Genomic DNA, 24,473 nt, shown 5'->3' with positions numbered 1-24,473 from the left:
TTATTGGTTCTGTGCGCTCAACGGATGACAGGGCAGCAGCAGAGTATTCATCAGCATGTCTGCAGGCAGCGGAGCCGGCAGTGTCAGCTCACACTGGGCGCTGCCGTTCCATTTCACCACCATACTCTCACCCGCTTTAATGCCGCTCAGGTACACGCTGCCGCCGTCGTTAACAATACCGGTCTCCTGCTTACGGGCATTCAGCACCGTGGCACCGAACGGCGGTTCGCTGCCGTCTGCCAGCTTGATAATCGCCATCGCCTTCTGTCCGGCAATCACATCAAACTTCCGGTAACCAATTGCCCCTTCGGTCAGCGTTGCCTGCACCACCGATTTGGTGGCTTCCGCGTTATCACCGAGTTTATTCAGGTCGATGCTGGCCTTATTGCGGTAATAGCTGTTCACGTCCCCGATCACCGCTTTTCCCCAGGCATTGGTATTGCTGGTGCTGCCGTAACCCCGTACCGGTACGCCGGCCACGCCACTGGTGTCAATCAGCATACGCGTACCTCCCATCGTTCCCGCACGATGCATTGCGCCGCCGTTTGCGGTTAGGGTCATTCCGCCCTGAGCGGTCATACCAATGGCGCTGTAAGTGCCTTCCTGATAGCTGGCATTGGCGCTGGTACGCGTAACATCACCTTCATGATTATAATAGGCACTCGCGTTTACGCCGCTCCGTGCCGCACCCGCACTGAGCTGATAATTGTTATGCTCATCAATGCGGTTGCTGTAGCCTACACGGTGGCTGACATCTTTGCGGCTGGCCGTCATGTTGTAGCTGACGGTCGAACGGTCTCCCCACGGCATGGACAGCGACAGGTAAGCGCCGTCATCGTTCGTACCGTTATACTGGTTGCGGTAAGCCGACAGCGAGAGACTCACGTTACGGAACTTGCCGATGTCAAAATAGCGCGACATCGTCAGGCTATAACGGTCGCTGGGCGCACGATCCCAGTACGTTTCATGACTGTAATTAAGGTAAGTACTCAGACCTGAATCACGGAAGCTTTTGTTAAAGGTGATGGTGTACATCTCCTTACCATTCCCGTTGCGGATACCGGTCTCACGGGCGTCGAGGTACTCGCTCATGCTCATGAAGTCCTGCTCAGAGAAACGGTAACCTGCAAACGTGACCTGGCTGTCCAGCTCGTCAAAGCTTTTCGAGTAGCTGAGGCGATACGACCCGCCACTGAGCGTTTTTGACTCATCCGGCAGCCGTGCACGCGACTGAGTGGCGTCAAATGACAACGCTCCCAAAGCCATCAGGTCACGACCAATGCCCAGTGACAGGGCGTTATAATCGCCGCCCGCCAAGGCTCCGCCGTAAAGTGACCAGCCGTTGCTGACGCCCCAAGAAGCTTCCCCGGTGCCGAACAGCGGTCCGCGTGTGCTGTGTTTCAGGTCAGACGGCTTACCGGCTGCAAACTTGAAACGGACCGAACCAGGACGCGTAAGATAAGGAATGCTGGCGGTGTTGACGGTGAATTCCTGCAGGCTACCGTCCTGCTCTTCCACCCGCACGTTCAGCTCACCGCTGACCGCATCGTTAATGTCCTGAATGCGGAAAGGCCCTGCGGCAACGGTGGTCTCGTACAGCACCCGTCCCTGCTGGCTGATCACTACCTTGGCATTCGTTTTGGCTACGCCCACCACTTCCGGCGCATAGCCGCGCAGGTTGGGTGGCAGCATGTTGTCATCTGACACCAGGCTTGCCCCGGCAAAGCGAAAACTGTCAAACATACCGGAATCCAGGTAGTTTTCGCCCAGCGTCATTTTTGAGCGCAGGGCTGGTATCGCGCGATATGCGTAGTAGCGGCTCCAGTCCAGCTGTTGTTTTGTCGGCTGTCCTGATCCAGTCTGGTGTTCGAGACTGGCCTGCCAGTCTGCACGCAGTCGCCACGCACCAAAATTCGCACCTGTAGTACCGTTACCTCCGACGGCGTACCCGCGCGTACCCTGCTTCAGCTGCTGCTGACTTCGGGCGTTAACGTTATAGTCCAATAACAGTCCCGGAATACCGTTATCCCAGCGCGAAGGGGGATCCCAGTTCTCTGCGGTGTACTCCAGAAAAGCCTGCGGAATAGTCAGGTACAGGCCGTCAGTGGCAAGATCTCCACGAACCTCCATTCCCTGTACGCTCTTTTCATTCAGACACTCGCCCTGATGCCACCAGGTCAGGTTTTTGAGTACAGCATCCCTGAAGCCCAACTGCCCGACCAGCGCTTTACTAATACAGGCCTGGCTGCCGTCAGGATCATCCTCTGGCGGATAGAAAGGAACCTGCTGGTCCGGCAGATCGTTTTTATTGATATGCACCGTCATGCCATAGGTGCCAGGCATAATGTAGCCACCACGGGAAAACTGACTCAGGTCGATGTTTTGTCTGTCATTGACATCCAGCACATCCGTATTAAATTGAATCTCGTCTGTCGCATAAACCTGCTTCGCTGAAATACCCAGCGCAACAGATATACACAGGCCTAACACCCGAAGACGCATCCGTTTTTCTTTAGACGAAATTCTCATATAAACACCTGGTTTTTTAAGTTTCAGTTCAGTCGCGGATAATTTTCAAAAATAAGTCAGCATGAATCGAATTAATGAAAAGCAATCACCCGCGTAGAGCTCATTATTAGTTTTCACCAGTTTCATGGTGTAATTAAGATGCATGTTGCCTGACGTGATATCGGCGAAGGTTAATGCCTTTCCCGGCAGCACAATATTTTCCTGACGATCAATTATCTGCAAAGCAATACCAGAAGCCTTACCGTGAACGCTGAACAATTTTCCTTGCATGCCACCCAAAAGTCACCTGAAACTGTTCCGGCTAATTTTGTTCGACCCTGAGGACCAAATAGTTAACCAGCTGAATAAAAAGGATTTATTGTCCGCGCAGCCTTCACGATCGATATCAATCAGCGGCACAACACCCATTTCGACAGTCTTCTTACGACTTTCTACAGCGATGGCGCAGGAAGCGTCGATAATGGCTCCTTGCATATTTACCTGACCCATTCCTTAGTGAAACTGGCAGCCCGTGGGAAAAATATGCAAGGAATCACTATAAAAACTTATTTCTCACACTCACTTATATTTATCTTTTTATCGTCATTTGTTGAAAAGCATGCGGGCATTCCCGCATGCATATATCAACAGAAAATAAAACTAGAAGATTAGTTATAAGCCAGGGTAAAGTCAGCAACTGCCTGGAAATCACCTTCAGTAATAGCAGCAGACGCTCCGTCACCCTGCATATATGCAGCAAAGCTCAGGGTATTTTTTCCATCCTGAAGGGTTTGCGGGTTGGTCGCTTTACCCAATGAAATAACCTGGCCAGAACCGTCAGTAATAGCAACGCTGGCGCCTGTTGCAGTACCGGTAATACCCAGCAGGCCGTTTTTAGCTTTTGACTCCATACCCGTGAAGGTAAGAGCAACTTTGTTTTTTGTTGCAGGAGAACCGAACGAGCAGTTTTCCAAGTCAACAGTGAAGTTACGCGGCGTAGATTTACCGCCGTTTGCTAACGTTGAGTTAGCGACCTGACCGAGGTTTACGGTCTGATCGATAGAATCAGGATGGATAGAGCACGGTGCATCAATGATGGAGCCGGTGAAGGTGACTTTACCGTGGCCCTGATCGGCTGCATTAGCCATAGAAGCCATACCCAGAGCAACAACAGCAACCAAAACGCTTTTATTCAGTTTCATGTAAAAAAATCCTTAAAGGTGTATTGTAAATAAAATTTTAAAAAGCCCTGTCTACATCACTAACTAATGAAGGGCTAATGCAATATCCGTTGTGCATATCGAGATATGTTTCGAATAATCTAACCAAAATAAAACCATGTAGCCATTTCGAATAATCTTAAGTCTACAGAAAATTTCATGTGCCTTACCGCTAGAACATCCAGATTTTTCCATTAAGAAAAACACTCTAGGATTATTCTTTGTAAGTCACCTTTTCCTCACAACATCTTTCAGTTGATGAAAGTCTCACACCTCTCGAAGCAACGCTATTCTTACAAAAAAAATCGCATCGAAAAACCATATTCAAATAAAACGAAAAAATAAAAAACAATAGACTAAAACATCAGCTTGGCTAATTGAGAATGTATCGTTAAATCTCTCCCGAAAATCAATAAACAGCATAAAACATCGCAAAATTCAGGGGGTGATAATTCACGACGATAAAAAAGATGGATGATACAAATGTGGGAAAATCAGAATAAAACACTGGTTTACGCCCATCAAGCAGGCAAAATCGAGAATAAAGCACCAAATGGACGCGGTCAAATAAAAAAAAATGGATCACATAAAGGCGTAACATATAATAATTATTGAGACGTAATTCAGAGCGTTATCCTGAAATAGGAATTAATAGCGATATTTTACAAAAATGCAACAAACAGGCTCGATGGAAAAGATGATGAGCGAACGATGTTGTATGAGTGGCAGACACCACAGGATTGCACGGTCCAATGGTCAGTAACATAAAGACACCTGCCCATCTTTTAATTATCAAAAAAACACCGGGAGTCACTGACTTATGAATATTTTCCCCTCAAGTAAATATGAACCACAAAACCCTTTACATAAAAAGATAATACAGTCACTGTACAGGATGGCTCCACCTTCTGACGATGGCAATTTCCCGCCACAGTCTGAATGGCCTTCAACGCGACAAATAGCGGACACGAATGACCTCAGTATTTATAAGTCGCGTCTGTTACTACTGGAATTGGTGAAAAAAAGACAGGTAATGGTCAGCGATCATTCAATAAAACACACTCTGCGCTGGTATCCACGTAGCGATATCTAACCTGTTCATAAACAGAGGAATATATTTTTTCCGCTAGCATTAACTGGGCAATATTTATAACAATCCCTTTTTTTGGCTTAAAACAGCAGCTGAAAAGAAAGGGGTGACGGTAACCACAGCCTTCTTCATCGCTAAAAGTAAGCTAAAAAACCAGTCTGGCAGAAAGGGGAGCGAAGTCCGTTTGGGGGTATTCGTTGACACCAGGAGCAAGGATTTCTATCATTGTGTTGATAGTTAACACAGGGGGCATTATGGCCAGAACAACGAGCGTTACGATTGGCGAACAACTCGATTCGTTTATTAGTCGATTAATAGATAGTGGCCGTTACAGCTCTGCGAGTGAAGTTATGCGCTCTGCGCTGCGATTGCTGGAGCAGCAGGAAACAAACGATGAAGTTATTCGCCAGGCTGTTATTGCTGGGCTGGAAAGCGGTGAAAGCTCGCTATCACTGCGGGATATTGCAGCACAAAGAAAACTGAGACATCGTGTATAAACTCACCGAACGGGCGGCAAAAGACTTCGCCGGGATTTATGATTATACGCTCTTAAAATTTGGTGAAGCTCAGGCAGACCATTATACAGACGCACTTGAGGCATTTTTCGAGACACTAGCCGGAATGCCAAATTTAGGACGTGACTACCATGCCGTTCCTGGTGTGATGCGCATTGAATTTCAGCGACATGCCATTTTTTATACGGTTCGTAATACGGATATTCTGATTGCGCGTATCTTGCACCAACAGATGAACCATAAACGCCATTTACTATAAATCTAAACACGCTGCTGCGCTTTGCTTGGCCAACACCGATCTGGCACATAAAAATTCATGCACCCGATCAGTGTTCTCGGTATGGATATGTGTGTTTTTGAGTTAATGTGTTTTTACTCATTTGAGTTTTTAGCTGTCATTTTCTTTCAGCCAATTATCGACCAAGTCCTTTATCACATCCGTAATAGATGTGCCTTGTTTTGCACACACAACTTGAAGTGGATATGTTTTTTTTCATCAAAGTTAACGTTGACTCTCTTTTGTTTTTGCAGGGTTACCCTATGGGGCTGATCGCTCAGTGATGCCTGACTGCGAGTGAGTGTCGGAAGTTTCGGCGTAGAACCTCTTTATCATTCGCTGACTCTCAGGCTGGCCAGCAGGGCACTATACATAACTCATCGTGTTGTTTTTTCCCAGTCTTCCAGCACCAGGCCGGGCACCCGCTCAAATTCCCGCGTATTATTGGTCACCAGTACGGCGCCGGCGGCGATGGCGTGCCCGGCAATCGCCGTGTCGTTCGGGTCAATTGGCGTTCCGGCCAGCCACAGCGCGGCCCTGATATCCATGGTGGCCTCCACCGCGGCGCGGTCCCACGGCAGGATGGCATTGAGGCGTGCGCAGAATGCGTCAACCAGTTCAATATGGCGCGGCGAGGCCTTCGAGTCGGTGGCGTCGAAGCGCATTTCAGAGTAGGTAATAGCCGAGACCACTATGCGATGGCCGCGCAGTACCGTCTGCTCCAGGCACTTCAGTACCGCTTCCGGCTGCTCGCGCATGATGAACGAGCAGATACAGGTGTCGAGCATATTGATCTTGTTCACAGGTTAAATCGTCCTTCGCCGCTGACAACGTCCTCCCGCTCCGCCATAAAGTCCGGATCGGTCTTCTCCATCTGTGCGAACGAGCCCCAGGACGGCCGGAAGGGCTGCAGGATGATGCTGTCTCCTTCCCGGACGATCTCCAGCTCGCTCATCCCTTCAAAATCCAGATCGCGAGGCAGACGGATGGCACGGTTGTTGCCGTTTTTAAAAATAGATACGGTTCTCATCACTTCCTCCTGGCCTCATGGCCTTTTCGCATATCCTCAGTATATGCAGACGCGCGAGGGATGGATTCCTGTACACGTTTCGTCCCAGCCTACACCAAGTTCGGCCACAGAGCTGCCGGTCGCGATTGACTATCCGGCAGCGCTGGCGTTGCGGCAGATGGCCGCCCGGCATGACGACTACCCGCAGTATCTGCTGGCCCCGGAGGTCAGTGCCCTGCTTCACTACGTACCGGACCTGCACCGCAAGATGCTGTTTACGACACTATGGAATACCGGCGCTCGCATTAATGAGGCGCTCGCGCTGACGAGATCTGATTTTAGCCTGACACTGCCTTATCCTTACGTGCAGCTGGCCACGCTCAAGCAGCGCGGTGAAAAGGCCGCGCGCGGATCTGGACGGACGCCGTCAGCCGTCGTGCCGCACCGCCTGGTGCCGCTTTCGGCTCCGCAGTACGTGACTCAGCTGGAGATGATGACGGCCACGCTCAAGATCCCAATTGAGCGACGGAATTCGGAGACAGGAAGAGCTGAAAAAGTCAGGCTGTGGACAGTCGCCGATCGGACAGTGCGTACCTGGTTGAATGAGGTTGTTGAGGCAGCCGCGGCCGACGGCGTGATGTTCTCCGTACCGGTGACGTCTCACACCTTCCGGCACAGTTACGCCATGCACATGCTGTACGCGGGAATTCCGCTCAAGGCGCTGCAAAGTCTGATGGGACACAAGAATCTGAAGTCGACGGAGGTGTACACAAAGGTATCCGCGCTCGACGTCGCCGCGCGGCACCGGGTGCAGTTTCACATGATCGGCACTGATGCCGTGGCTATGCTAAAAAAATCATGACAGGTGGGCACATCTTAAATTCCTGACACTATGAAAGGGCTTAATTTTATAAAGATCAGTGTTAATAAATCGGCTGGCGTCAGTTTTGATGCGGTTTAATCCTTTCGTAACGGAACTCTGCCGAGCAGCCGGAACGGCGCCGGATACAGAATTTATCCACCGGGAGGGTTAGGCCTACTCCGTCCGGCACTACATACAGTATCGGACGCCGCTGACAGTCACAAAAAAGAGTATTATCCACAGAAACTGTGGATAAGTCGGCGGATTGGACAGAATGGTGCTTTCAGGATGCCTGTCGGTTTTTGGGCAGGTCAGTGTGGAATTGCCTCGGGCAGATATCGCTCTGTGTTAGGGGGAGCGGCATCAGTAGGAGCAGTAGGCTATTCTGAAGTCGCTTCAGACCACTTTTACAGCGGGAGTTCTTGCACGTCAGGACTGTTTTTTAATCAGAACCCACACCATTATAAAGGGCCAAGCCCCGATCCAACACATCTGCAAAGCACTAAAGCCCGTCGAATCATCGAGTGAAACTGACATGCTCCGCTGAGGCATGGGAAGATTGTCTTTATTGGCAGGAAATGGATAAAAGAAAGATAAGATAAATGAGCTCAGTAAGAATACCAGCAGAACCCTTCTTGAAGGAAAGGAAAATCTGAACTCCTGAAGCATAATATTGATGGTTTCTGTTTCCGCAGGGGCATCTCTGAGCATCGTCTTATCTGCGCCGTCGACGATAGCTCTTTACTGATAGCATCTGCTGTTATCATTACTGAGCATGTTAGAAAACCGCCTATGCGCAACATTTCGTGTCAAACTTAGCCATCTTCCTTTCTTCCGGTTGGGGCACGGCTTTATTTTTTGTAATTTTTATCACGTTCCGTAGTTGGCTAGTGCGTTTCAACCCTGAGTATGACTAACCGTGCGAGAAATTTTATTGCTTCGGGATCCGTGCTGAGTGAACAAACCATGGTTTTCCGGGAGCGTGCCTGATGAACCGAGCCCGTTCATAAGCTGCGGATAATTGACTTCAAAAAAGACAGATTATAAGCATAAAATCAGATAGTTACAGGAGGAGCCTAATTCGGGAGGCTTACTTGCTATTTGTTATCTCTTCGATAGAGGGTCCACTCTTCAATGCGTTCACCGCTGGGCAGTGTGCAGTAACCAACTTCACCGGGAGATTCCTTAACAATACTCAGCGCTCCCCCCATTTTACCGCAAAAAACTGAGGCTGGATTCGCCATATCTGGTAATGGCTGCTTCTTTTCCTCTTTAGCGGCGCATGCTGATAATGACGCCACAGCTAAAATAACTATTACGCTTTTCAATTAAATTCCCCTACTCATTAATTAACGCTTCCTCCAGCCCTAAAACGAATGCACTGTTTCATCACGATGATGAACACGCGCAGCCTCGCGGCTGGAAGACAACAATCGTCCAGGTCTTCCAGATCCGTCAGTATCGCTTCCCGGACATAGAAGGCCTTGTTCTGCCGGTTGGTTTGCTTCGCCAGCGAGTCCAGACAGGACTCAATCTCATCAGATAATCGAATAGTCAGCATAGAGACTTCTGAATCATAATTGCTGTGCATGTATAGCGTACCATACGCCAGCCCGCCTGAAAGTGTCTTCAACGGTGCCAAAAATGATGTTCCCGATCCTATTGATAACACTGACTATCCAGAGACACATGGCTGAGTGTATCGGCTACCTGACCACTGATGGAACGTCCATCCCATCAGGTTTGATGATATCTTCCTGCTCTGTAAACAATGCCATCAGGTCATGTGTTGAGACATGAATCCGCCGAAGCGATTCAGGCCGGAGCCTGAACGCACGAGGGATCTCTGCTTCGTAGGAATAAGCAGAGGATACCAGATATGATCCTGACAGGACGATTGCCGACAAATGCATTCTCTTATTAAGCGTATGCCCGCCATGTGGCTTTACTTATTCAACATGCCTTTTGCTTCTGTAAGTTCCTCCTCTGCTTCTGACAACTTCTGTTGCTTTTTACTTATCTTTTCCGGGCGTCCATCAGCCTGCGCTTTTGTCAGTTCCAGGCGGCGCCTCTCAACTTTCTGTTCTTTTTCCCGCACTTTCTCCTGACGCTCGGCACGTAACCCTTCATCAGTGCAGTGAGCATCAAGTTCGGACAGCGCTTTCTCAAGGCCGCTGGCCCGCTGAGTATTCCCGTGATTGCGTGCATAATTCAGCCGCTGTTCAATGTCGCGATGCTCGGCTTCACAACCTTTTGCCGCTTGCGGTGTAGCCAGCACTGTGGAGACTGGTGTCAGTATCAATAAAAATGCAAATAACGCGCTGTTTTTAAACATGAAAATATCCATAATATTTGTCAATTGAGAGCAGAATGAATTCTACAGAAGAGCCAACAGTTATTCCTTAAAATTTGTGTGGTTTACGTATTTTAGGAATAACCTCGCCGCCGAAATTTTCTTTCTGCTGTCGACCGGCAGGCTGTGATGACATGTTTCCATCCGTGGGCATCAGAAAATATCACTAAGTTATTTGTGCATTATGATGGTCGCCTGAGTCTATTTTTAGTCATTATAGTTTCCTGAAATATTCAAATAATTCACATAAATTAATTTCATTCATAATCAGATCAGTTGAGTTCATCAAAATTAGGAAGAGTGTAAAAATCGAAAAAATATCACGAACGAGAAGTTTCTGAGTGAGGTTTCTCGGCAGGACATACATCCTGATTTTTTGAGAAATGTAACCTTGCAAAATGATCACGATGCAGAAACCCTGACAGTAATCTTATTCACACTCGCCTAATAACAATTCATTTTGATTGATTTGATGTAAATCAAAATTGTGTATATAAATACATTTAATCAGATAAATATCCTTGATTTTAGTTGGCTATCTAACGTGTTCATGATAAAAACAGTAAGGGATGATGATAAGTGACTATGATAAAAGGAGTGTAAAATGAGACATAAAGTATTTGCGATTATTCTCTCCGATAACGATGTTTCCTTGGGTGCTGAAACTAATGAGATTATTCTGACTATACTTGCTTTGAAAAAAAACAGAATAGAGTATCAGTGCTTTTCTTCACGTTATCGTCAGCATCATCGTTACAACAAAAAGACTGGTAAAAAGCGAAAGACATCGGATGAATCAGCAGTAACTTTGCTTGAGAATGTTGAATCGTTAAGTAAGTGCATCCCGGATCATTTTGATGCACTTATCATTCCTGCTGGCTTGTGTGTTGAAGAGCATTCTCCAACTTTTTCTTTCAATGATAAGGCCTCAGAGGATAATCTGATCATCCTGGAAAAAATACATGAATTTAAGGTGCAAAAAAAACCTGTCGGATACATAAACATGGCTCCTTTCTTACTTCCGGTAGTTTATCGGACTGGCATAATACTTGCTATCGGTGATGATGTTCAGACAATAGCTGACTTTAAAGAAACGGGTCGCGTTCACAAAATATCGAGGGTTAAGAAGGTTGAGGTAAATGATCTGAATAAGGTTCTGATGACGCCCGCCTATATGCTTGAGAGTAATATTCTTGAAGCTAAAAATGGAATTGATAAGCTTGTCACTAAACTCAATGACATATGCTAGACTCTTTTCATTTCTAATGAAAGGGGACTCATAATTAGCATTAATGTTAGTAATGGTGGATTACTGAAGTGTACGCCTATTCAGACTGGAGGTTACCTGTTCTCTTTGCTGGCCAGGCCTCTGCCCTCATATCCGAATTTTTGTTGTGAGGGATAATATTTCCTTAGTAATAAAAACGCTTGGAATGTCACGTAAAAAAATGACTAATAAGAACTATCACAAGTACCGACAGTGATCAGATGCTGCTGCTGCTGCTGCTGACCACTGCCGATGCTGGTGATGATTTAAATGAAAATATCGAGGCTCAAATTTTTTTTTGCGGCATTTTATCAGGGCAATCATAAATCAGAGGTAGCCTTTTTCAGATGCTACAATTGTAAGTTTTCACCAGTCTTAAGTGAAGCGTTCTGATATAAAAAACTCCCTGTTGCCAAAAGCCAGTATATAAAATCATGTTTTTTCTTTAATCCGAGCTTCTTCATCACTGAATTTTTATAAGTATGAACTGTTTTGACATTGACCTTCATCATTTCGGCTGCTTCTGACTGGCTTGCGCCGGCCCTCATATAAAGAACAAGTTCATACTCCCGTTTGGTCAGTTTTTTTTCACGTGTAAAACCACACGCATTCTGATACAGAAAGGAGTACTCTTTTTTTGTTATTTTCTTCAAAAGCAGATAGGCATCGTCTATACTCGAATTTCTATATAAAGCCAGTTCAGGCTTACATTGTTGAATTCTGCTCCTGATATCATTCCTGATAGGAATAAATATTGTTCCGGAATATGCTTTCGGTTCTATAATTGAACGGCAATTATTACATGAGTTGGCAGGAACAGAAAAAAACACCAGATCGACCGGCATGCTTGGCGAAAAGCAATCGCGAAATATAACGTCCGTTGCATTATCATAAAAGTAACTCAATATGATATTTTTAAATCCTTCGATAAAAAAAATATCTGAGTCACGTATAGATATCGTGATCCTTTTTTTTATTTTATTTTCTATTAAAGATGTAGGATAAAAATTATATTCACGTTTATTTTCTGTGATCATTTTACTTTCCTCTTAAATGTCTATAAGTCGCAGTGGACTTGTGCTAATTGATTTTTATGTGAATTTAATAAAAATAAAGCGTTAATAATATTAAAAGAAACAGACATTATCTGTTTTGTCAGAATGATTTATTTTTCTGGATATGATTTTTTATTATCACTTTCGCTGATATTATCAATCCTTAATTCATAAATCATTGTGGCATCAGGTGGAATTTTCGGTGGATAGCCATCTTTTCCATATGCCAGTTCAGGAGGGACCAACATCGTCAGTGAACCATGATTTTGTAAATGGCTTATTGCTTCACGGAAAATAGGAGGGAATAGTTTAAGGGGCTGAGACAGAACCTTATCATTCATAGCCATATCATGCACCACGGTACCATCAGCCAGCGATTCTTTTACGACTAAATCGATAATCGCATTTTCAGCAATACGATCGTCGCCAGCATAATCGATCAGATACCAGAAACCGGTCGTTGAGTACTTAACTCCTTTTTTTTTCTTAAAATTGGCAACAAACGCTGCTGAATTTTTTTTCTGTACCATGCTGGCCTTCTCTCGCGCCTCGGCGACGATGACTTGTGAATCAGACAAGGCTTTAGTCAATTCGTCATTCGATAGTCGGTGATGCCCCGAAAAAGCGTCGATAATTCCTGCCAGCACGATCTGGCTGTCTGTTTTGATTCCCCAGCTTTTTCGTTCTTCCAGCATATTAATAATGTCGTGTCCGATAACATCGCCTGCAGCATAGGCCCGACGCTCTTCTGCCTTCTTAAGACTTCCCGGTTTAATCTGGATCTGGGCACGATCTTGCAAGCCTTTTACTTCATCACGAAGGCGCGTTACTTCCTGATCCTGCCTAAGCATGCGTGAATCAACTTCTTCAGTGTGCTTCTGCAGTACGTCAAGTGCGCTACTTTTCTGTATGATGCTTTCCTTTAATATTCCGTTTTCCTGTCTGAGCACGCCAAGCTGGGCATTCAGATCGACAACGATAGCCTCTTGGGAGGCTTGGTCTTTAAGCCGTTCCTTCAGCTCCAGTTTACTGAGGCCGGCCTGCTCCGTGAGCACGCTGAGGCTGGCCTCGGCAGCCTGCTTCTCCTGACGCAATGTGTTCAGCGCATCGTCCTTTTGCACGATGCTGTCTGCCAGATCTCCGCTCTCTCTGTTAAGCATCTCAAGCTGTGATTTCAGATCGGCGACGATAGCTTCATGAAGCGACAGCTCTTTAAGCCACTCCTCCTGCTCTCGTTTACACAGGGCGGCCTGTCCCGTGAACGCGCTGAGACCAGCCTCGGCAACCTGCTTCTCCTGACGCAGTGTGTTCAGCGCATCGTCCTTTTGCGCGATGCTGTCTGTCAGCACCCCTCTCTCTCTATTAAGCGTCTCAAGCTGTGATCTCAGGTCGGCGACGATTGCCTCATGGGACGACCGCTTTTTAAGCCACTCATCCTGCTCTCCGGGTGCGCTGAGGCTGGCTTCGGCAGCCTGTTTTTCCTGACGCAGTGTGTTCAGGGCATCGTTCTTCTGTACGACGCTGTCTGTCAGCGTCCTGTTCTCCTGTCTGAGCTCCTCAAGCAGCAAACTCGCATCAGAATAACTACATTCTGGTAACTGCAGCGTTTCAAAAAGAGAGGCATTTCTTGAATCTGAAGATAATGACCCAGGCAGCAGGTTTCGAAATCTGCTCAACATTTGCCAGACAGTAGTAAAGTCAGCGTTCATCACCCGTTTGGTATAGTCGGTGGTCAGCTTATTTTCACGCGCCCCGGCCGTATTCATAGCCCGATTTAGCTCGGTCAGTCGCGTTTCCAGCTCATGAAGAGTGAGTCGTTGTTCATTAAGTTGCGTATCTCTTTGTTTAAGCTTTGCTACAAGATCGTCATGCTCACTGCTGCATGCCTGAGACGTTGATGCTCCCATTATTTTCTGCTGCTTGTTCTTTAAAGCAGGCAGTACGGTATTAGCTGATTTCTCTTTCTCATGGAGGTACTGCACCGCAAACTTGAGTAGCTCAGAAGTTTCCTCATTCGCGCGGACCGTTTGTGTCATCAATATCAGTGGCAACAGGATGATCAGCTGGCGAAGATGGCTGATCCTGCAGCCCTCACTGGCAAGCATCATTTTTGCCGCTCTCCACGTTCAGCTAACCCGTTTAAAGTCGTCTGGGCAATGTTGGCGCACAAACGCTTTGCCTTATAGTGATACAGAGCGTCCATCGTTTCCTGTGTTTCAGTGTTTACCTGTGATCGCAGGCTGGCATATTGAGCCGCGCCTTTCATCAGTTGCTCAAAGGACTGCTGTAAAAGTTTGTGCTGTCCTGGATTGATATCCTTCAGAGCATCCAGCTCCTTCTGACACTGGGCCAACCGGGTGAGCTCTTCCTTCTCCCCGGATGAAGCTGTTTGAGCGACTGTCTTTTGTTGTGCTGTGGCGACAGCCTCTTGCTCTGCTGCGGGAACTGAAAATTTACTCCCCTCGCAGCCGCATAAAAATGCAATACTAAAGGTGAGGGGAACCCAGAGTGAATAAGTTTTTAATGCTCTGTTATTCATAACAATAATGCTCTCATCACAAAGTACTGGTTTCTTTATATGCAGCCAGTAACTTAATTTTGTTGCGGCGAAAGTCCATTTCGTACATTGCGTGTGCGATTGATGGACACTGGTTAGTTTGAATATCAAACCGATTTATTAACGCCAGAAGTGGCTTCTATTCTGTTTTTATTTTCCTCTGTCAACGCTGAAAAACGAAAATCGCCCGGGAATAACAGAACCGCATCCCTACGATACAGTTCAGCCATCTCAAATCGATGCTGGTGCTGCAATATCATGATAAGGCTTGCATAAACGTTCTTATCGATCCGATGCTGCAAATAACCCTGTGCCCACTGGCTATATTGCTCCAGTAATCTTTCATCCCGGGAGTGGTTATAGGTCAGCAGAGCATTGACCTGTTCATCAAAGATCACTCGTTCATGATTCAAAAAACGGGATATGGCCGGCAACGCCTTTAACGGTGTGACGTCCTCCATACCGAATTTTTCGGTTTCTGCCAGTGCAAGACTGCCATTCAGCGAAAAGCTTCCCGCTAAAATCAAAACTAACGTGAGGGTTAACATTGCCGTCTTTATCATTACGTCATTGACAACTGGCAGCATATGCTGCTGATTGCCTTCTTCACTGCTTATACGATCCGCCATGGCAAGCAAAAGCAGAAAAACAGCAAAATGTAGCATTGAGATATAGAACGGAAACTCCAGCTGTGTGTGAATGGCTATCGGAAGTAGTGCAATACACAGAGCCGTTGGTACGCCAGCCATATTGTGGCCGACGGCAAAGGCGATCCGATCATGATGAAGGGCCTGACGAATTATGAAGCAAATGCCTACCAGAATAACGATGACGCCCAGCAGACCCACGATCCCGCCCTCAACAACCCACAGTAATATTTCATTATGGGGATGGCGGGCGATTTCGGTAACGGCGATAGGTGGGAGCCGACTGATGCGAAAATGCTGAAAGCTGTATTCAAAGCTGCCGTATCCCCAACCGAGAAAAGGCCTTTCAACAATCATCGCCAGGGTGTCACGTAACATCGTCCAGCGTGCGTGATTGCTGGCCTCATGAGTAATCTGAATCACGTGAGAAGAGCTATCCCACAACAAGTAATATATCCCTAAAAGCACACCAACAGTTAAAGCGATCATTGCCACGATGCTCAGCTTTGAGTTGAGTCTGCCAAAACGGAAAAGTAGCAACAGTGTGGTGGTAATCGCACCTATCCAACCAGCACGGGACTGTATCAATACTAGGATTGCCGAAAATGCCATCAACAGTATCATCAGTACGCACTGGCGGCAGCGCTCAGGAATGTTGGCTTTAAGAGTCATTCTAGGTAGTAAAAGCAGAGTTAAAACCAGTGCCAGGCCGGTGGCAACAAAGCTGCCCAGTAAATTGGGTTGAAAGAATGTGCCGTATATGCGTTGCCCGTACAAGGGAATCCAGCCACTATAAGGTGCAAAAACCTGTTGATAACTTACGATCACCTGCAGGATGACGATAAAAAGCAGCCCGCATACCAGCCATAAAAAAGTCTGCTGGCAATAGCGCCTCTGAAGGCAGGAAAAGAGAAAAAAGATGCCGATGATCATCCCCGTGATACGGCAGGCAGCATGAAAAAGATGGTTGCCTGACGTATAGGCCAGAGGAATGATGAGAATACATACTCCCAAGAGGAGTACACAGAATGCAGAGGTTACTGTGACAGCCTTCTTTTCAGGCGATTTTTTAAGCCAAAAAAAAGGTATTGTCATAAAAATGATGCATGTCATGAACAAGTTGATACTGGCTGGCAAAGTCAGTTCCTCTGCATTAAAGAGCGGGCTAACTCTCGCTACGCGGATACCAGCGAAGCGAATGTTTTATTGAATGATCACTGACCATCACCTGATTACTGGTTAACAGCTCCAGGAGTAAAAGGCGCGCTTTATAGATACTGATATCGTTATTGTCAGCTATCTGTCGTGTCGAAGGCCATTCAGATTGTGGTGGAAAATTATCCCCGTCAGCGGGCGGAGCGATTCTTTTAAGAGACTGTATTATCTTATGATGCAAAGCTTTCCGAGGTGCGTATTTACTGGAGGGAAAAAGGTTCATTAGTTGGCAATCCCCAATAATTTTAAGAATAAATGAAGGCGTGATTGGATATTATTTTTCACTGCCTGTACTCTCATAAGAAGTTTTGAGATCAACTATGTTGATTACATGTATTTTCTTCCGATTAAGATGGTTTGTTACGATTTTGTTATGTGTCGCCTTTGATTGGTTTGCCAGGATAACATCCTGAATCACGCCACCTCAATAATTATATATTACGTTTCTTTACTATCCATTGTTTTTTATTTGAGCAGTTGTTTTTAGTGTTTTGCTTCATTTATTGATTGAAAGTTGAACAAATTCCAGTGTTTTACACTATATATGTAGAATTTATCGATACTATCTTATTTGTGGGTATAAATTATAGGTTTTCATTGATTGCGATATTTTATGCTACTTTAAGGTTTTTTGTTGTAATCTCACGATATAAATTGACTAACTGGTCTGACGTTTCGGTTTATTGTTTTTATTTTATTTGTCTCGCTTGAAATATGTTTTTTGGAACATTCTTTTTTGCAAGAATAGCGTTGCTTCGAAAGGTTTGATATTAGCTATCAATCAAAAGAATCGTGAAAAAATCGTATTTACACGGAAAAGTCCTAAGGATCTTTTCCTAAGGGTAATTCCTATGATTATTTAAAGTAAATAGCTAAGTTAATTTATGATTCCGTAACAGGTTACGTGGCATTACTATTGGTTACATTATTCAAAATTCTCTCGTCAGACACAATGGATGTTGCGTTAGCCCTGATCAACTTGTGATGTAAGCAGGGCTTATTAAATTGTAATTTAAATACCCCTTTAAGGGGTCAGTTTGGATATCGAAAATTATTGTACGTCAAGGTTGTTTTTTGACCTTTCTACTTTAGCGGGCCTTAGCCGACGAAACTTACCGGAAGCCGGTATCCAATCGCCTGTCAGATTGATGTGCTCCCAGCCTAACGGCGACAAATGCGACAGCAGTTGTTCGTTGATCTTTAGTCCTTACGCTTCAGGGCATCGATCGCCCCTTCCATATACACAGTATTCCATAGCAAGATCGCAGCCGTCAGAAGCGTTAGTCCACTGCCGCGATAGCTCTGATTTTCCGGCTTCCTGTCCCTGATTTCTCTCAGCCGGTGCATAAATACCGCCCGCGCCAGTGCGCTATGTGCCTCACCTTTATTCAGCCCCGCCTGTACTCGCCGACGCAGTGCAGGATCGCGGAACCAGTCGAGCATAAACAGCGTTCGCTCAATGCGGCCAATTTCTCTCAGTGCTTTGGCAAGTCCGTTTTGCCTAGGGTTTTTTCAGCATCAGGGATGCCGTCACGGTTCCCTGCTTTATCGAGGTCGCCAGGCGCAGCACTTCGCGCCAGTGAATTTCTATCTCTTTCAGATTCAGGCTGGTCGTTGATATCAGTGACTGAAGCGCCGGGTATTGGTCCGCTTTCTCTTTGATAAACAGCTTTTTGTCGTGGAGACACCTGATTCGCGGACAAAACGCAAATCCCAGCAGATGCAACAGGGCAAAGACATGATCGGTGAAACCCGCGGTATCGGTGTAATGCTCCCTGATTTCCAGGTCGCTTTCGTGGTACAGCAAGCCATCGAGCACATGGGTTGAATCCCTGACCCGACTGATTATGCAGGTATAAAACGGGCTGTATTGATCCGAAATATGGGTATAAAACTGACGTCCGGGCTCCTGCCCTTATTTCGGGTTAACCTGTCCTGCGTAGCGGCCTGAGCTGCCTGTTCTGAAATTCTTCCCGTCTGATGATGACGTTGTCCCGTCTCCCCAGAATGCCGCAAGTGGTCTTTTCCCTGCGCGTTTACCAGCTCTGCGAGGGCGGCTGAATAGGTTTCTTCGCGGATGTACCATGCCTGGATATCTTCCTGTGATGATTTGGTGCTTCCGGGGCAGGCTTCCGCCATTTTGGTCAGACCAAGATTGATGCCATCCGCAAGGATGGTGGTGAGGAGCAGGCGGGTATCGGGACGGGTAATGTCATTTTTTATATGCGAAAAATGCCGGGTAAACGTCGTCCAGCTGTTTACCTCATCGAGAATTTCCGTGATTTTAGGGCGCGGTAGCATGCTGTAAATCAGCTCTGCCAGCGGTGAAACCTGCACCGGGACGCAGTTATCCAGCGGAGAGACTTTTACTCCCCTGTCAGATATTTCCACATCGGGCAGTTCACCACGCGCGGCCATGGCATTGACCTCTTCAAGTCTGGACTGAAGCAGGGTCATACGGCTGGTAATGTACTCATGATAATCAGCTGATACGGGCAGTGGCAGCGCCGGTGTGAGTTTGTCAAAGTCCTTTTCGGGTATGAGGTAATCATCAAAGTTTTTGTAGCGCCGTGAGCCTCTGACCCAGATGTCCCCGGAACGCAACGCCCCCTTAAGCTCGCTGAGCGCACAAAATTCATAGTACTGCCGGTCAATATCCGCCGGAGTCATCACTACCTTGCGCCAGCTTTCAGGGACAAACTCAAGCGGTGCCGTCGCCGGTACTTTGCGGGATTGCTTCCGGTACATGTCTTTGATCACAACCAGCGCATCGGCCAGAGGTTGCGCTGCCGGGATGGCGACTAACTGCAAAGCGGACAACATGCGCGGGGCATATTTCCGTAATGTGCTGTATTTCTCGGTAATAATATGCAGCGGGTCAAAGTTATTCTTTCGGGCGAGATGGCGTGTTTCCTCCAGACTGGCGACAAATTCAGGCCATGGCATTATGTTTTCTATTGCGAGCCATGGATCGCCACCGCAATCACGGGCTTCAGACAGCGCCTGACCGACATCGATGTATTGCCTCAGTTTTGACTGGATCAGCTTTCCGGTCTGCTGAAGGCGCTCAGCCTGTGTTCTTTTGGCTTTACTGAACAGGCTTTTCAGCATTCGCTCATGCAGCTCAATCACTTCGTCTGTCAGTGTGGCTCTGGCTTCTTCCAGCACGCATACCAGGATCGCATGACGCCGGGCTGCTGAAAATCGGGTCAAATCCCGGCTGCTCATCTTTCGGCCTTCCCGCGCCAGTTTCAGCAACCGGTTCTGGTGAATGTTACGCTCTATACCTTAAGGTAATGCCAGCGATTCAATGCTGCTGAGCTGATCAAGGTGTTGCAGCACGTTCTTACCATTGATTTTACCCGGCGGTTGCAGAAGCCATGTCAGCCTGGAAGGCTGATTATCTGAGGACTCAAGCAAACGATCCAGGGCATCCCTGTGAGCCGAAGTTAACGAGGCATTCAGGGTCTGAAATACGATTTTATCGCCGCCAGCCATGGCCTCCGCACAGGTACGTTCCACGACATCAATCGCGGGGATTATCACGTTGTTCTGCCGGAGCCAGACCAGCAGTTCTTCGGCCAGGAGAATACCTTTATCGGTGCGCGTCGCCATCGGCTGCAGATGTGTAATGCAGTCCTGCTGTATTTTGCCGGTGAATGCTTTTACGTAAAGATAGCGGTACAGTTCGGCTAAATGTTCGCGTCGCGTGGTTTCCCTGCCGGAAAGGTAAGCAGGCCAGAGATCCCCGGTAAGTTTTAACCTGCTGGCGATATGCTTCAGCAGCGCATCAGAGAGTGGGATTTTTTTATCCGGTGCAAAGCCGACATTTTTCAGATAGCAAAGAAGGACGGCAAAACCAAAACGGCTGGCGGGTTTACGGTGAGCACTGATAAGCGCCAGATCATGCTCACTAAAATACGCCATTCGTGTCAGCGTTAACTCATCGTCCGGTAATGCCAGTAAAGATTCTCTTTCCGAAAGAGAAAGAATCTGCCTCCTTGCCATATAGTTTCCCTCATAAATTATTCGGTGCGGTATTTTTAACAAAAATGCTTCTCGCATAAGGGTACACCCTGACGCCATAATCAAAACGTGACGGCACACAATGAATGACATAACCTATATGCGATATATTAAATGCAATAACCTAAATGCGATAATGCGGTGGAAAAATGTTCATCAGAGCTTATTTGAGGGCATCGACGGAAGACCAGTTCGCCGATCGGGTAAAAGAGATGCTGGAGCGGTTCGTCCAGGAACGGGGACATAAAATCGCCAGCTACTACCGGGAAAATATCAGCGGGACAAAGCTTGACCGTCCGGAACTGGGGCGCTTACTGATGGACAGTCACCACAATGATATCCTGCTGGTAGAACAGATAGATCGTCTGACCCGTTTGAGTAACAGCGACTGGATGACGCTGAAAAAGCAGATAGAACAACATGAGCTGCGGATTGTCAGCCTAGATGTACCCACCTCATGGCAGGCGCTGTCAGATAAAGACGCTTCGCACGCAGACCCAGTCACCCGTGCCGTGATAACCGCCATCAACAATATGCTTATCGATCTGATGGCCGCAATGTCGCATAAGGACTGGCTGAGTCGTCGCCAGCGGCAAAGACAGGGAATTGAACGGGCGCATACGCTGGGTAAATACCGGGGCAAGCAGGCCGATCAGGAGCGGCATCAGAAAGTCCTTTATTACCGGCAGGTTAAGAACCTGAGTATACGTGAAACAGCAGATGCTACAGGGTACAGCCCCTCTCAGATTTGTCGCATCCAGGCGCTGTACCGACATAAGCAGAACATGCGGTAAGCTTTTGTACCGCTGTGCTGCAACACAAATGAGCTAATGAGCTGACGCTGCATAGTGAAGGTAAGCGCTATATCGGTAACCATGTTTCCGTTTACAGTACGCCCGACTTGGTTTTCATCGCCCCTAACAAGCCCCATTCATGGGAAAGTGCTTCAGATACGCCACCAAGTGAAGTTTTTGTGATTTTAATCCCTGAAACATGGTTTAAACGGCTGTTGCTCAATGGAATGGAAGAGTATCGCACCATTAGCCAACTTTTATCGCTGGCAGCTCCCGCTATTCACTTTTCGACTAAATGCGCGAAATCGTGTGAGCCGTTATTCAGAAAGATAACCGATCACCAATCGCCGCTAACGCGTCTTAGCCTATTGATTGCGCTATTTGAGCTGTTGCTTGAAGATAAGGACATTCAACATATATCTGAAAGGCCTCCGTCTCTGCCTTACCGCAATCAGCGCGTCGAAATGATTCTTGATTTTATAGATAAAAATTTCACAACGCCGCTAACGTTACAACAGGTGGCTGAACAGTCCTACTGTAGTATCAGTGCTGTAAAGCGTGATATGAACGACTTCATTGGCCTCTCATTTAGCGAATATCTGCTACAAATGAGAATAAAAAAAGCCTGCTTTTTACTGCGAACAACTCCCCTTCCTCTGAGTGTCGTGGCCATGCAATGTGGCTTTCAGGGCATTAGCTACTTCCATCGTCAGTTCAGTAAGCTGATAAACGAAACTCCGGCCAGATACAGAAAGAAATACACAATTTGAGTTTAGAAATCTCTCATCAAACAAAGAATCTCAAAATCTGCGTTAATTCGTATCTCATAAAATAGACACGACGGCTACTGCGCTACACAGGCATACGATACCCAAGGCGCTTTGTGAAAGTGTGGCTTGTGTTTAAAATTTAGCCTTAACGTACAATAATTTTCGATATCCAAACTGACCCCAGGTATCCCGCCATTCAGTATTTGCATCCGATTGTCTTTGCTCTCCGAACCAGTAGTCATCTGCCGCAAGCCCCGTAATTTGAATGGTATAGACTTTTCCTTTGGCCATAGTTTCCCCCTTTGATTACCTCTGCAGCATCTACAGATATCCTCTTTCTATTTAAGTTGGCTGACCCCATTCACTACACCATGATATACAAAATTTTGGCGGTTCCGGCGTATAACCCCTATAAACATAACCGTTTATATCACATGCATACTGGACTGGTGAGCAGTGCGCAGCCGGTCCACTGAATGGCGCGAAGCGACATAGAGGCGCCAGTTGATGGTGAATATGGCTCAGTGAGAGATCGGCGCCGTAGCCCGGCGCAGCCGGTTACGTTGTTGATAGATTCCACCAATCCATCCCTTCGCCCTGCCAGACCAAAACCCGCTAAACGCGATACAGAAGCTTTTGTGCGCCGTCGGAGTGGTCACGACAAGGTGCAGCCGCAGTCGGGGCGTATCTCCGCGTTAGCGGGCCGTAAGGGCCGCTTACGGGCGTGTTACTCATTATCTTCAGCGAAACGACTCACAGCGACTCAGAACTCTAGTTACAACATCCATCATTAAAAACGAGGCCGTTCCGGGCCTTTGATCCGGAGCGGCCTCGTTTTTCAGTGGTGGGGAGGGGCTGTGATGGTTCAGGTGTGCACGGTTCAGTTCTTTACGTGAATATTTTGGATGTTGTAACTATCTAACTCTGTTTGATGCCCGCTGCGTAGTGGCGGGAGGTACATTTGTTGTTCCCGAACCGGCGCGGACGTAGTCCGCTGCAAGCGGCGGACATTATCCCCGTTTTCCACAGGAAAGCGGGACTGAATAAGATCCTTTTTTAATTGAATGTTTAAAGAGGGCAAAGGCGCGTAAGCGTTCAATGGTAAGAAAGAGCCCAGGGCTTCCAGAAGATTAAGAAAAACTTGCGGGTAATACTTCCAGTCATTGCGGGTAAAAAGTCTTCTATGTTTGCGGATATTTGTGCATAACTACTGGGACATGACCAGTTTGCTTCATCAGGGGGTTTTCGTCGGTAATGCGTGTCGTAACGGCAGGTTTTATTGATGGTTTTTCAGCCAGTTTTTAAACGCGGGGAAGCACAAAAACCGCCAGCGGCGGTAGAGGAAAAATGTGGAGTGAAAGTTAAGTTAGCCTGGTGGCTCAGCGTCAAAATTGAGTTTGATCTGACGCAGGTAATGATAGACCAGCAACTCGAAATCATCCGGAGTCATGCCTGAGACTTCCGGCCGCGTGTTGATCAGCCAAGCGGCAATCTGGAACTGCCGGTCATCGAGCTGGGTAGAACGCGCAATTCTGGAAAGGCGCTTTTGTTCTATCGCTCGCTCGCGGCGAACCTTCAGGGCCTGCGCCACTTTCTCGTCAAAGAAGCGCTGTCGGGCCGCTTTTACGGACATCACTTCGCCAGGGGCAAGAATCCCCTCAGCCAGCGCGCGCAGACGTTCTTCACGCTCTTTGTACAGCAGATCGAGATTGACCTGGAGGAGCCTGAAGAACTGCTCTGTTAAAGTGACATGACGCGGGAGGTATGTTTTTGTGTACGGGTCCAGACGACGCATGTACGGCTCGATAAGACCGTAATTTTCTAACAGATCGAGTGCGCGGCAAATGCGGGAAGGCGTGACCTCTTCACCAGGTATTACATCCCCCCAGGAATCTTTTGGACTTAACGCCTTGCATATCTGTGAACTGTTGAGGGCGACGTTAAACGTGGCAATGTCGCAACCGCTGACCAGCAGAACGGCCAGTGCATCGAGGAGATGCTGGCGTTCCTGTCGGAAATCTCGCTCACGGCCAGCATTTATGCGCATATGCACGAAATACGGATGCCGCGAGAAACGGCGTTTCTGGGCACGATGATACCCGTCCCGAAGTACTTTCGGGAGCTCGCTAAAGTTCGCAGATCGAAGATATTTAGGATCAGCACACTTACACGCCGTCGAGTGTGTTCCGCGACGACGCCGAGTACGCTTCGGAGAAACAACAGCAGAATCGCGTGCTTCACGCAGATTCGCTAAGTCGTATTCCGACCAGTCGAAATAGGTAGAATCGGAAAATGTTCCGCTATTCAA

Annotated in this window: 20 protein-coding genes and 2 pseudogenes; 6 read left to right on the top strand and 16 right to left on the bottom strand. The window is 47.2% G+C overall.

The window, feature by feature from the left end:
- The 3 genes from RIN69_RS22485 to RIN69_RS22475 form a co-directional block, all read right to left on the bottom strand.
- Positions 1-2,529 carry an outer membrane usher protein gene (locus RIN69_RS22485; protein ID WP_313857945.1) on the bottom strand — a complete coding sequence of 843 codons (2,529 nt, stop codon included), beginning with the start codon at positions 2,527-2,529 and terminating at the stop codon, positions 1-3.
- A 45-nt stretch (positions 2,530-2,574) separates the two neighbouring features.
- Positions 2,575-2,808 carry a fimbrial protein gene (locus RIN69_RS22480; protein ID WP_313857944.1) on the bottom strand — a complete coding sequence of 78 codons (234 nt, stop codon included), beginning with the start codon at positions 2,806-2,808 and terminating at the stop codon, positions 2,575-2,577.
- 368 nt (positions 2,809-3,176) lie between these two features.
- Complete coding sequence (locus RIN69_RS22475; RefSeq protein WP_313857943.1) at positions 3,177-3,710, bottom strand: fimbrial protein; 534 nt, start codon at positions 3,708-3,710, stop codon at positions 3,177-3,179.
- A 1,362-nt stretch (positions 3,711-5,072) separates the two neighbouring features.
- On the opposite strand from RIN69_RS22475, the gene RIN69_RS22470 reads away from it, so the two are divergent.
- Both RIN69_RS22470 and RIN69_RS22465 read left to right on the top strand, forming a co-directional pair.
- Positions 5,073-5,315, top strand: coding sequence for a type II toxin-antitoxin system ParD family antitoxin (locus RIN69_RS22470; protein ID WP_313857942.1), 243 nt, complete (start codon positions 5,073-5,075; stop codon positions 5,313-5,315).
- Positions 5,308-5,592: a type II toxin-antitoxin system RelE/ParE family toxin gene (locus RIN69_RS22465; protein WP_313857941.1), complete on the top strand. Its 285-nt coding sequence runs from the start codon at positions 5,308-5,310 to the stop codon at positions 5,590-5,592. The genes RIN69_RS22470 and RIN69_RS22465 overlap by 8 nt, the downstream gene beginning before the upstream one ends.
- Positions 5,593-5,721: 129 nt before the next feature.
- Here the strand turns inward: RIN69_RS22465 and RIN69_RS22460 are convergent.
- The 3 genes and pseudogenes from RIN69_RS22460 to vapB all read right to left on the bottom strand — a co-directional run.
- Positions 5,722-5,858: pseudogene (locus RIN69_RS22460) on the bottom strand (plasmid partition protein ParG); the annotation flags it as partial.
- Positions 5,859-5,987: 129 nt separating this feature from the next.
- Positions 5,988-6,413: a type II toxin-antitoxin system VapC family toxin gene (locus RIN69_RS22455; RefSeq protein ID WP_313857940.1), complete on the bottom strand. Its 426-nt coding sequence runs from the start codon at positions 6,411-6,413 to the stop codon at positions 5,988-5,990.
- A complete protein-coding gene (gene vapB, locus RIN69_RS22450; protein ID WP_313857939.1) occupies positions 6,410-6,640 on the bottom strand; it encodes a type II toxin-antitoxin system VapB family antitoxin in 231 nt (76 codons plus the stop codon). The genes RIN69_RS22455 and vapB overlap by 4 nt, the downstream gene beginning before the upstream one ends.
- 43 nt (positions 6,641-6,683) lie before the next feature.
- On the opposite strand from vapB, the gene RIN69_RS22445 reads away from it, so the two are divergent.
- A complete protein-coding gene (locus tag RIN69_RS22445) occupies positions 6,684-7,481 on the top strand; it encodes a site-specific integrase (RefSeq protein ID WP_313857938.1) in 798 nt (265 codons plus the stop codon).
- 1,097 nt (positions 7,482-8,578) lie between these two features.
- Here RIN69_RS22445 and RIN69_RS22435 read toward each other — a convergent pair.
- The 3 genes from RIN69_RS22435 to RIN69_RS22425 form a co-directional block, all read right to left on the bottom strand.
- Entirely contained in the window at positions 8,579-8,809 is a 231-nt protein-coding gene (locus RIN69_RS22435) for a putative hemolysin (protein ID WP_313857937.1), read from the bottom strand.
- Between the two features lie 17 nt (positions 8,810-8,826).
- Entirely contained in the window at positions 8,827-9,042 is a 216-nt protein-coding gene (locus tag RIN69_RS22430) for a hypothetical protein (RefSeq protein ID WP_313857936.1), read from the bottom strand.
- A gap of 384 nt (positions 9,043-9,426) precedes the next feature.
- Positions 9,427-9,816: a DUF1090 domain-containing protein gene (locus RIN69_RS22425; RefSeq protein WP_313857935.1), complete on the bottom strand. Its 390-nt coding sequence runs from the start codon at positions 9,814-9,816 to the stop codon at positions 9,427-9,429.
- A gap of 622 nt (positions 9,817-10,438) precedes the next feature.
- On the opposite strand from RIN69_RS22425, the gene RIN69_RS22420 reads away from it, so the two are divergent.
- Positions 10,439-11,083, top strand: a complete 645-nt coding sequence (locus RIN69_RS22420; RefSeq protein ID WP_313857934.1) for a type 1 glutamine amidotransferase family protein — start codon at positions 10,439-10,441, stop codon at positions 11,081-11,083.
- 368 nt (positions 11,084-11,451) lie between these two features.
- Here the strand turns inward: RIN69_RS22420 and RIN69_RS22415 are convergent, their stop codons facing one another.
- The 5 genes and pseudogenes from RIN69_RS22415 to RIN69_RS22395 form a co-directional block, all read right to left on the bottom strand.
- Positions 11,452-12,138: a helix-turn-helix transcriptional regulator gene (locus tag RIN69_RS22415; RefSeq protein WP_313857932.1), complete on the bottom strand. Its 687-nt coding sequence runs from the start codon at positions 12,136-12,138 to the stop codon at positions 11,452-11,454.
- 128 nt (positions 12,139-12,266) lie between these two features.
- Positions 12,267-14,264: an FKBP-type peptidyl-prolyl cis-trans isomerase N-terminal domain-containing protein gene (locus tag RIN69_RS22410; protein ID WP_313857931.1), complete on the bottom strand. Its 1,998-nt coding sequence runs from the start codon at positions 14,262-14,264 to the stop codon at positions 12,267-12,269.
- On the bottom strand, positions 14,261-14,695 hold the full coding sequence (locus RIN69_RS22405) for a hypothetical protein (protein WP_313857930.1): 435 nt from the start codon (positions 14,693-14,695) through the stop codon (positions 14,261-14,263). The genes RIN69_RS22410 and RIN69_RS22405 overlap by 4 nt, the downstream gene beginning before the upstream one ends.
- Before the next feature lie 125 nt (positions 14,696-14,820).
- Positions 14,821-16,497: a PglL family O-oligosaccharyltransferase gene (locus RIN69_RS22400; RefSeq protein ID WP_313857929.1), complete on the bottom strand. Its 1,677-nt coding sequence runs from the start codon at positions 16,495-16,497 to the stop codon at positions 14,821-14,823.
- A 1,129-nt stretch (positions 16,498-17,626) separates the two neighbouring features.
- A pseudogene (locus RIN69_RS22395) lies at positions 17,627-20,583 on the bottom strand (Tn3 family transposase).
- Positions 20,584-20,750: 167 nt separating this feature from the next.
- On the opposite strand from RIN69_RS22395, the gene RIN69_RS22390 reads away from it, so the two are divergent.
- Complete coding sequence (locus RIN69_RS22390) at positions 20,751-21,395, top strand: recombinase family protein (RefSeq protein ID WP_313857928.1); 645 nt, start codon at positions 20,751-20,753, stop codon at positions 21,393-21,395.
- A gap of 107 nt (positions 21,396-21,502) precedes the next feature.
- Entirely contained in the window at positions 21,503-22,165 is a 663-nt protein-coding gene (locus RIN69_RS22385; protein WP_313857927.1) for an AraC family transcriptional regulator, read from the top strand.
- 132 nt (positions 22,166-22,297) lie between these two features.
- On the opposite strand, the gene RIN69_RS22380 is transcribed toward RIN69_RS22385, so the two are convergent.
- On the bottom strand, positions 22,298-22,456 hold the full coding sequence (locus tag RIN69_RS22380) for a hypothetical protein (RefSeq protein WP_313857926.1): 159 nt from the start codon (positions 22,454-22,456) through the stop codon (positions 22,298-22,300).
- A gap of 1,075 nt (positions 22,457-23,531) precedes the next feature.
- The coding region (repA, locus tag RIN69_RS22375; protein ID WP_313857924.1) for a plasmid replication initiator RepA at positions 23,532-24,473 on the bottom strand (942 nt) is incomplete at its 5' end.

This window comes from Winslowiella toletana, from assembly GCF_032164335.1.
Lineage (GTDB): Bacteria > Pseudomonadota > Gammaproteobacteria > Enterobacterales > Enterobacteriaceae > Erwinia > Erwinia toletana_A.
This window is presented reverse-complemented; position numbering and strand designations above follow the sequence as displayed.

Coding starts and splice junctions, on each gene's coding strand:
- RIN69_RS22475 (WP_313857943.1), bottom strand. CDS start 3,710: ATGAAACTGAATAAAAGCGTTTTGGTTGCTGTTGTTGCTCTGGGTATG.
- RIN69_RS22420 (WP_313857934.1), top strand. CDS start 10,439: ATGAGACATAAAGTATTTGCGATTATTCTCTCCGATAACGATGTTTCC.
- RIN69_RS22445 (WP_313857938.1), top strand. CDS start 6,684: ATGCAGACGCGCGAGGGATGGATTCCTGTACACGTTTCGTCCCAGCCT.
- RIN69_RS22390 (WP_313857928.1), top strand. CDS start 20,751: ATGTTCATCAGAGCTTATTTGAGGGCATCGACGGAAGACCAGTTCGCC.
- RIN69_RS22380 (WP_313857926.1), bottom strand. CDS start 22,456: ATGGCCAAAGGAAAAGTCTATACCATTCAAATTACGGGGCTTGCGGCA.
- RIN69_RS22430 (WP_313857936.1), bottom strand. CDS start 9,042: ATGCTGACTATTCGATTATCTGATGAGATTGAGTCCTGTCTGGACTCG.
- RIN69_RS22410 (WP_313857931.1), bottom strand. CDS start 14,264: ATGATGCTTGCCAGTGAGGGCTGCAGGATCAGCCATCTTCGCCAGCTG.
- RIN69_RS22405 (WP_313857930.1), bottom strand. CDS start 14,695: ATGAATAACAGAGCATTAAAAACTTATTCACTCTGGGTTCCCCTCACC.
- RIN69_RS22415 (WP_313857932.1), bottom strand. CDS start 12,138: ATGATCACAGAAAATAAACGTGAATATAATTTTTATCCTACATCTTTA.
- RIN69_RS22425 (WP_313857935.1), bottom strand. CDS start 9,816: ATGTTTAAAAACAGCGCGTTATTTGCATTTTTATTGATACTGACACCA.
- vapB (WP_313857939.1), bottom strand. CDS start 6,640: ATGAGAACCGTATCTATTTTTAAAAACGGCAACAACCGTGCCATCCGT.
- RIN69_RS22470 (WP_313857942.1), top strand. CDS start 5,073: ATGGCCAGAACAACGAGCGTTACGATTGGCGAACAACTCGATTCGTTT.
- RIN69_RS22485 (WP_313857945.1), bottom strand. CDS start 2,529: ATGAGAATTTCGTCTAAAGAAAAACGGATGCGTCTTCGGGTGTTAGGC.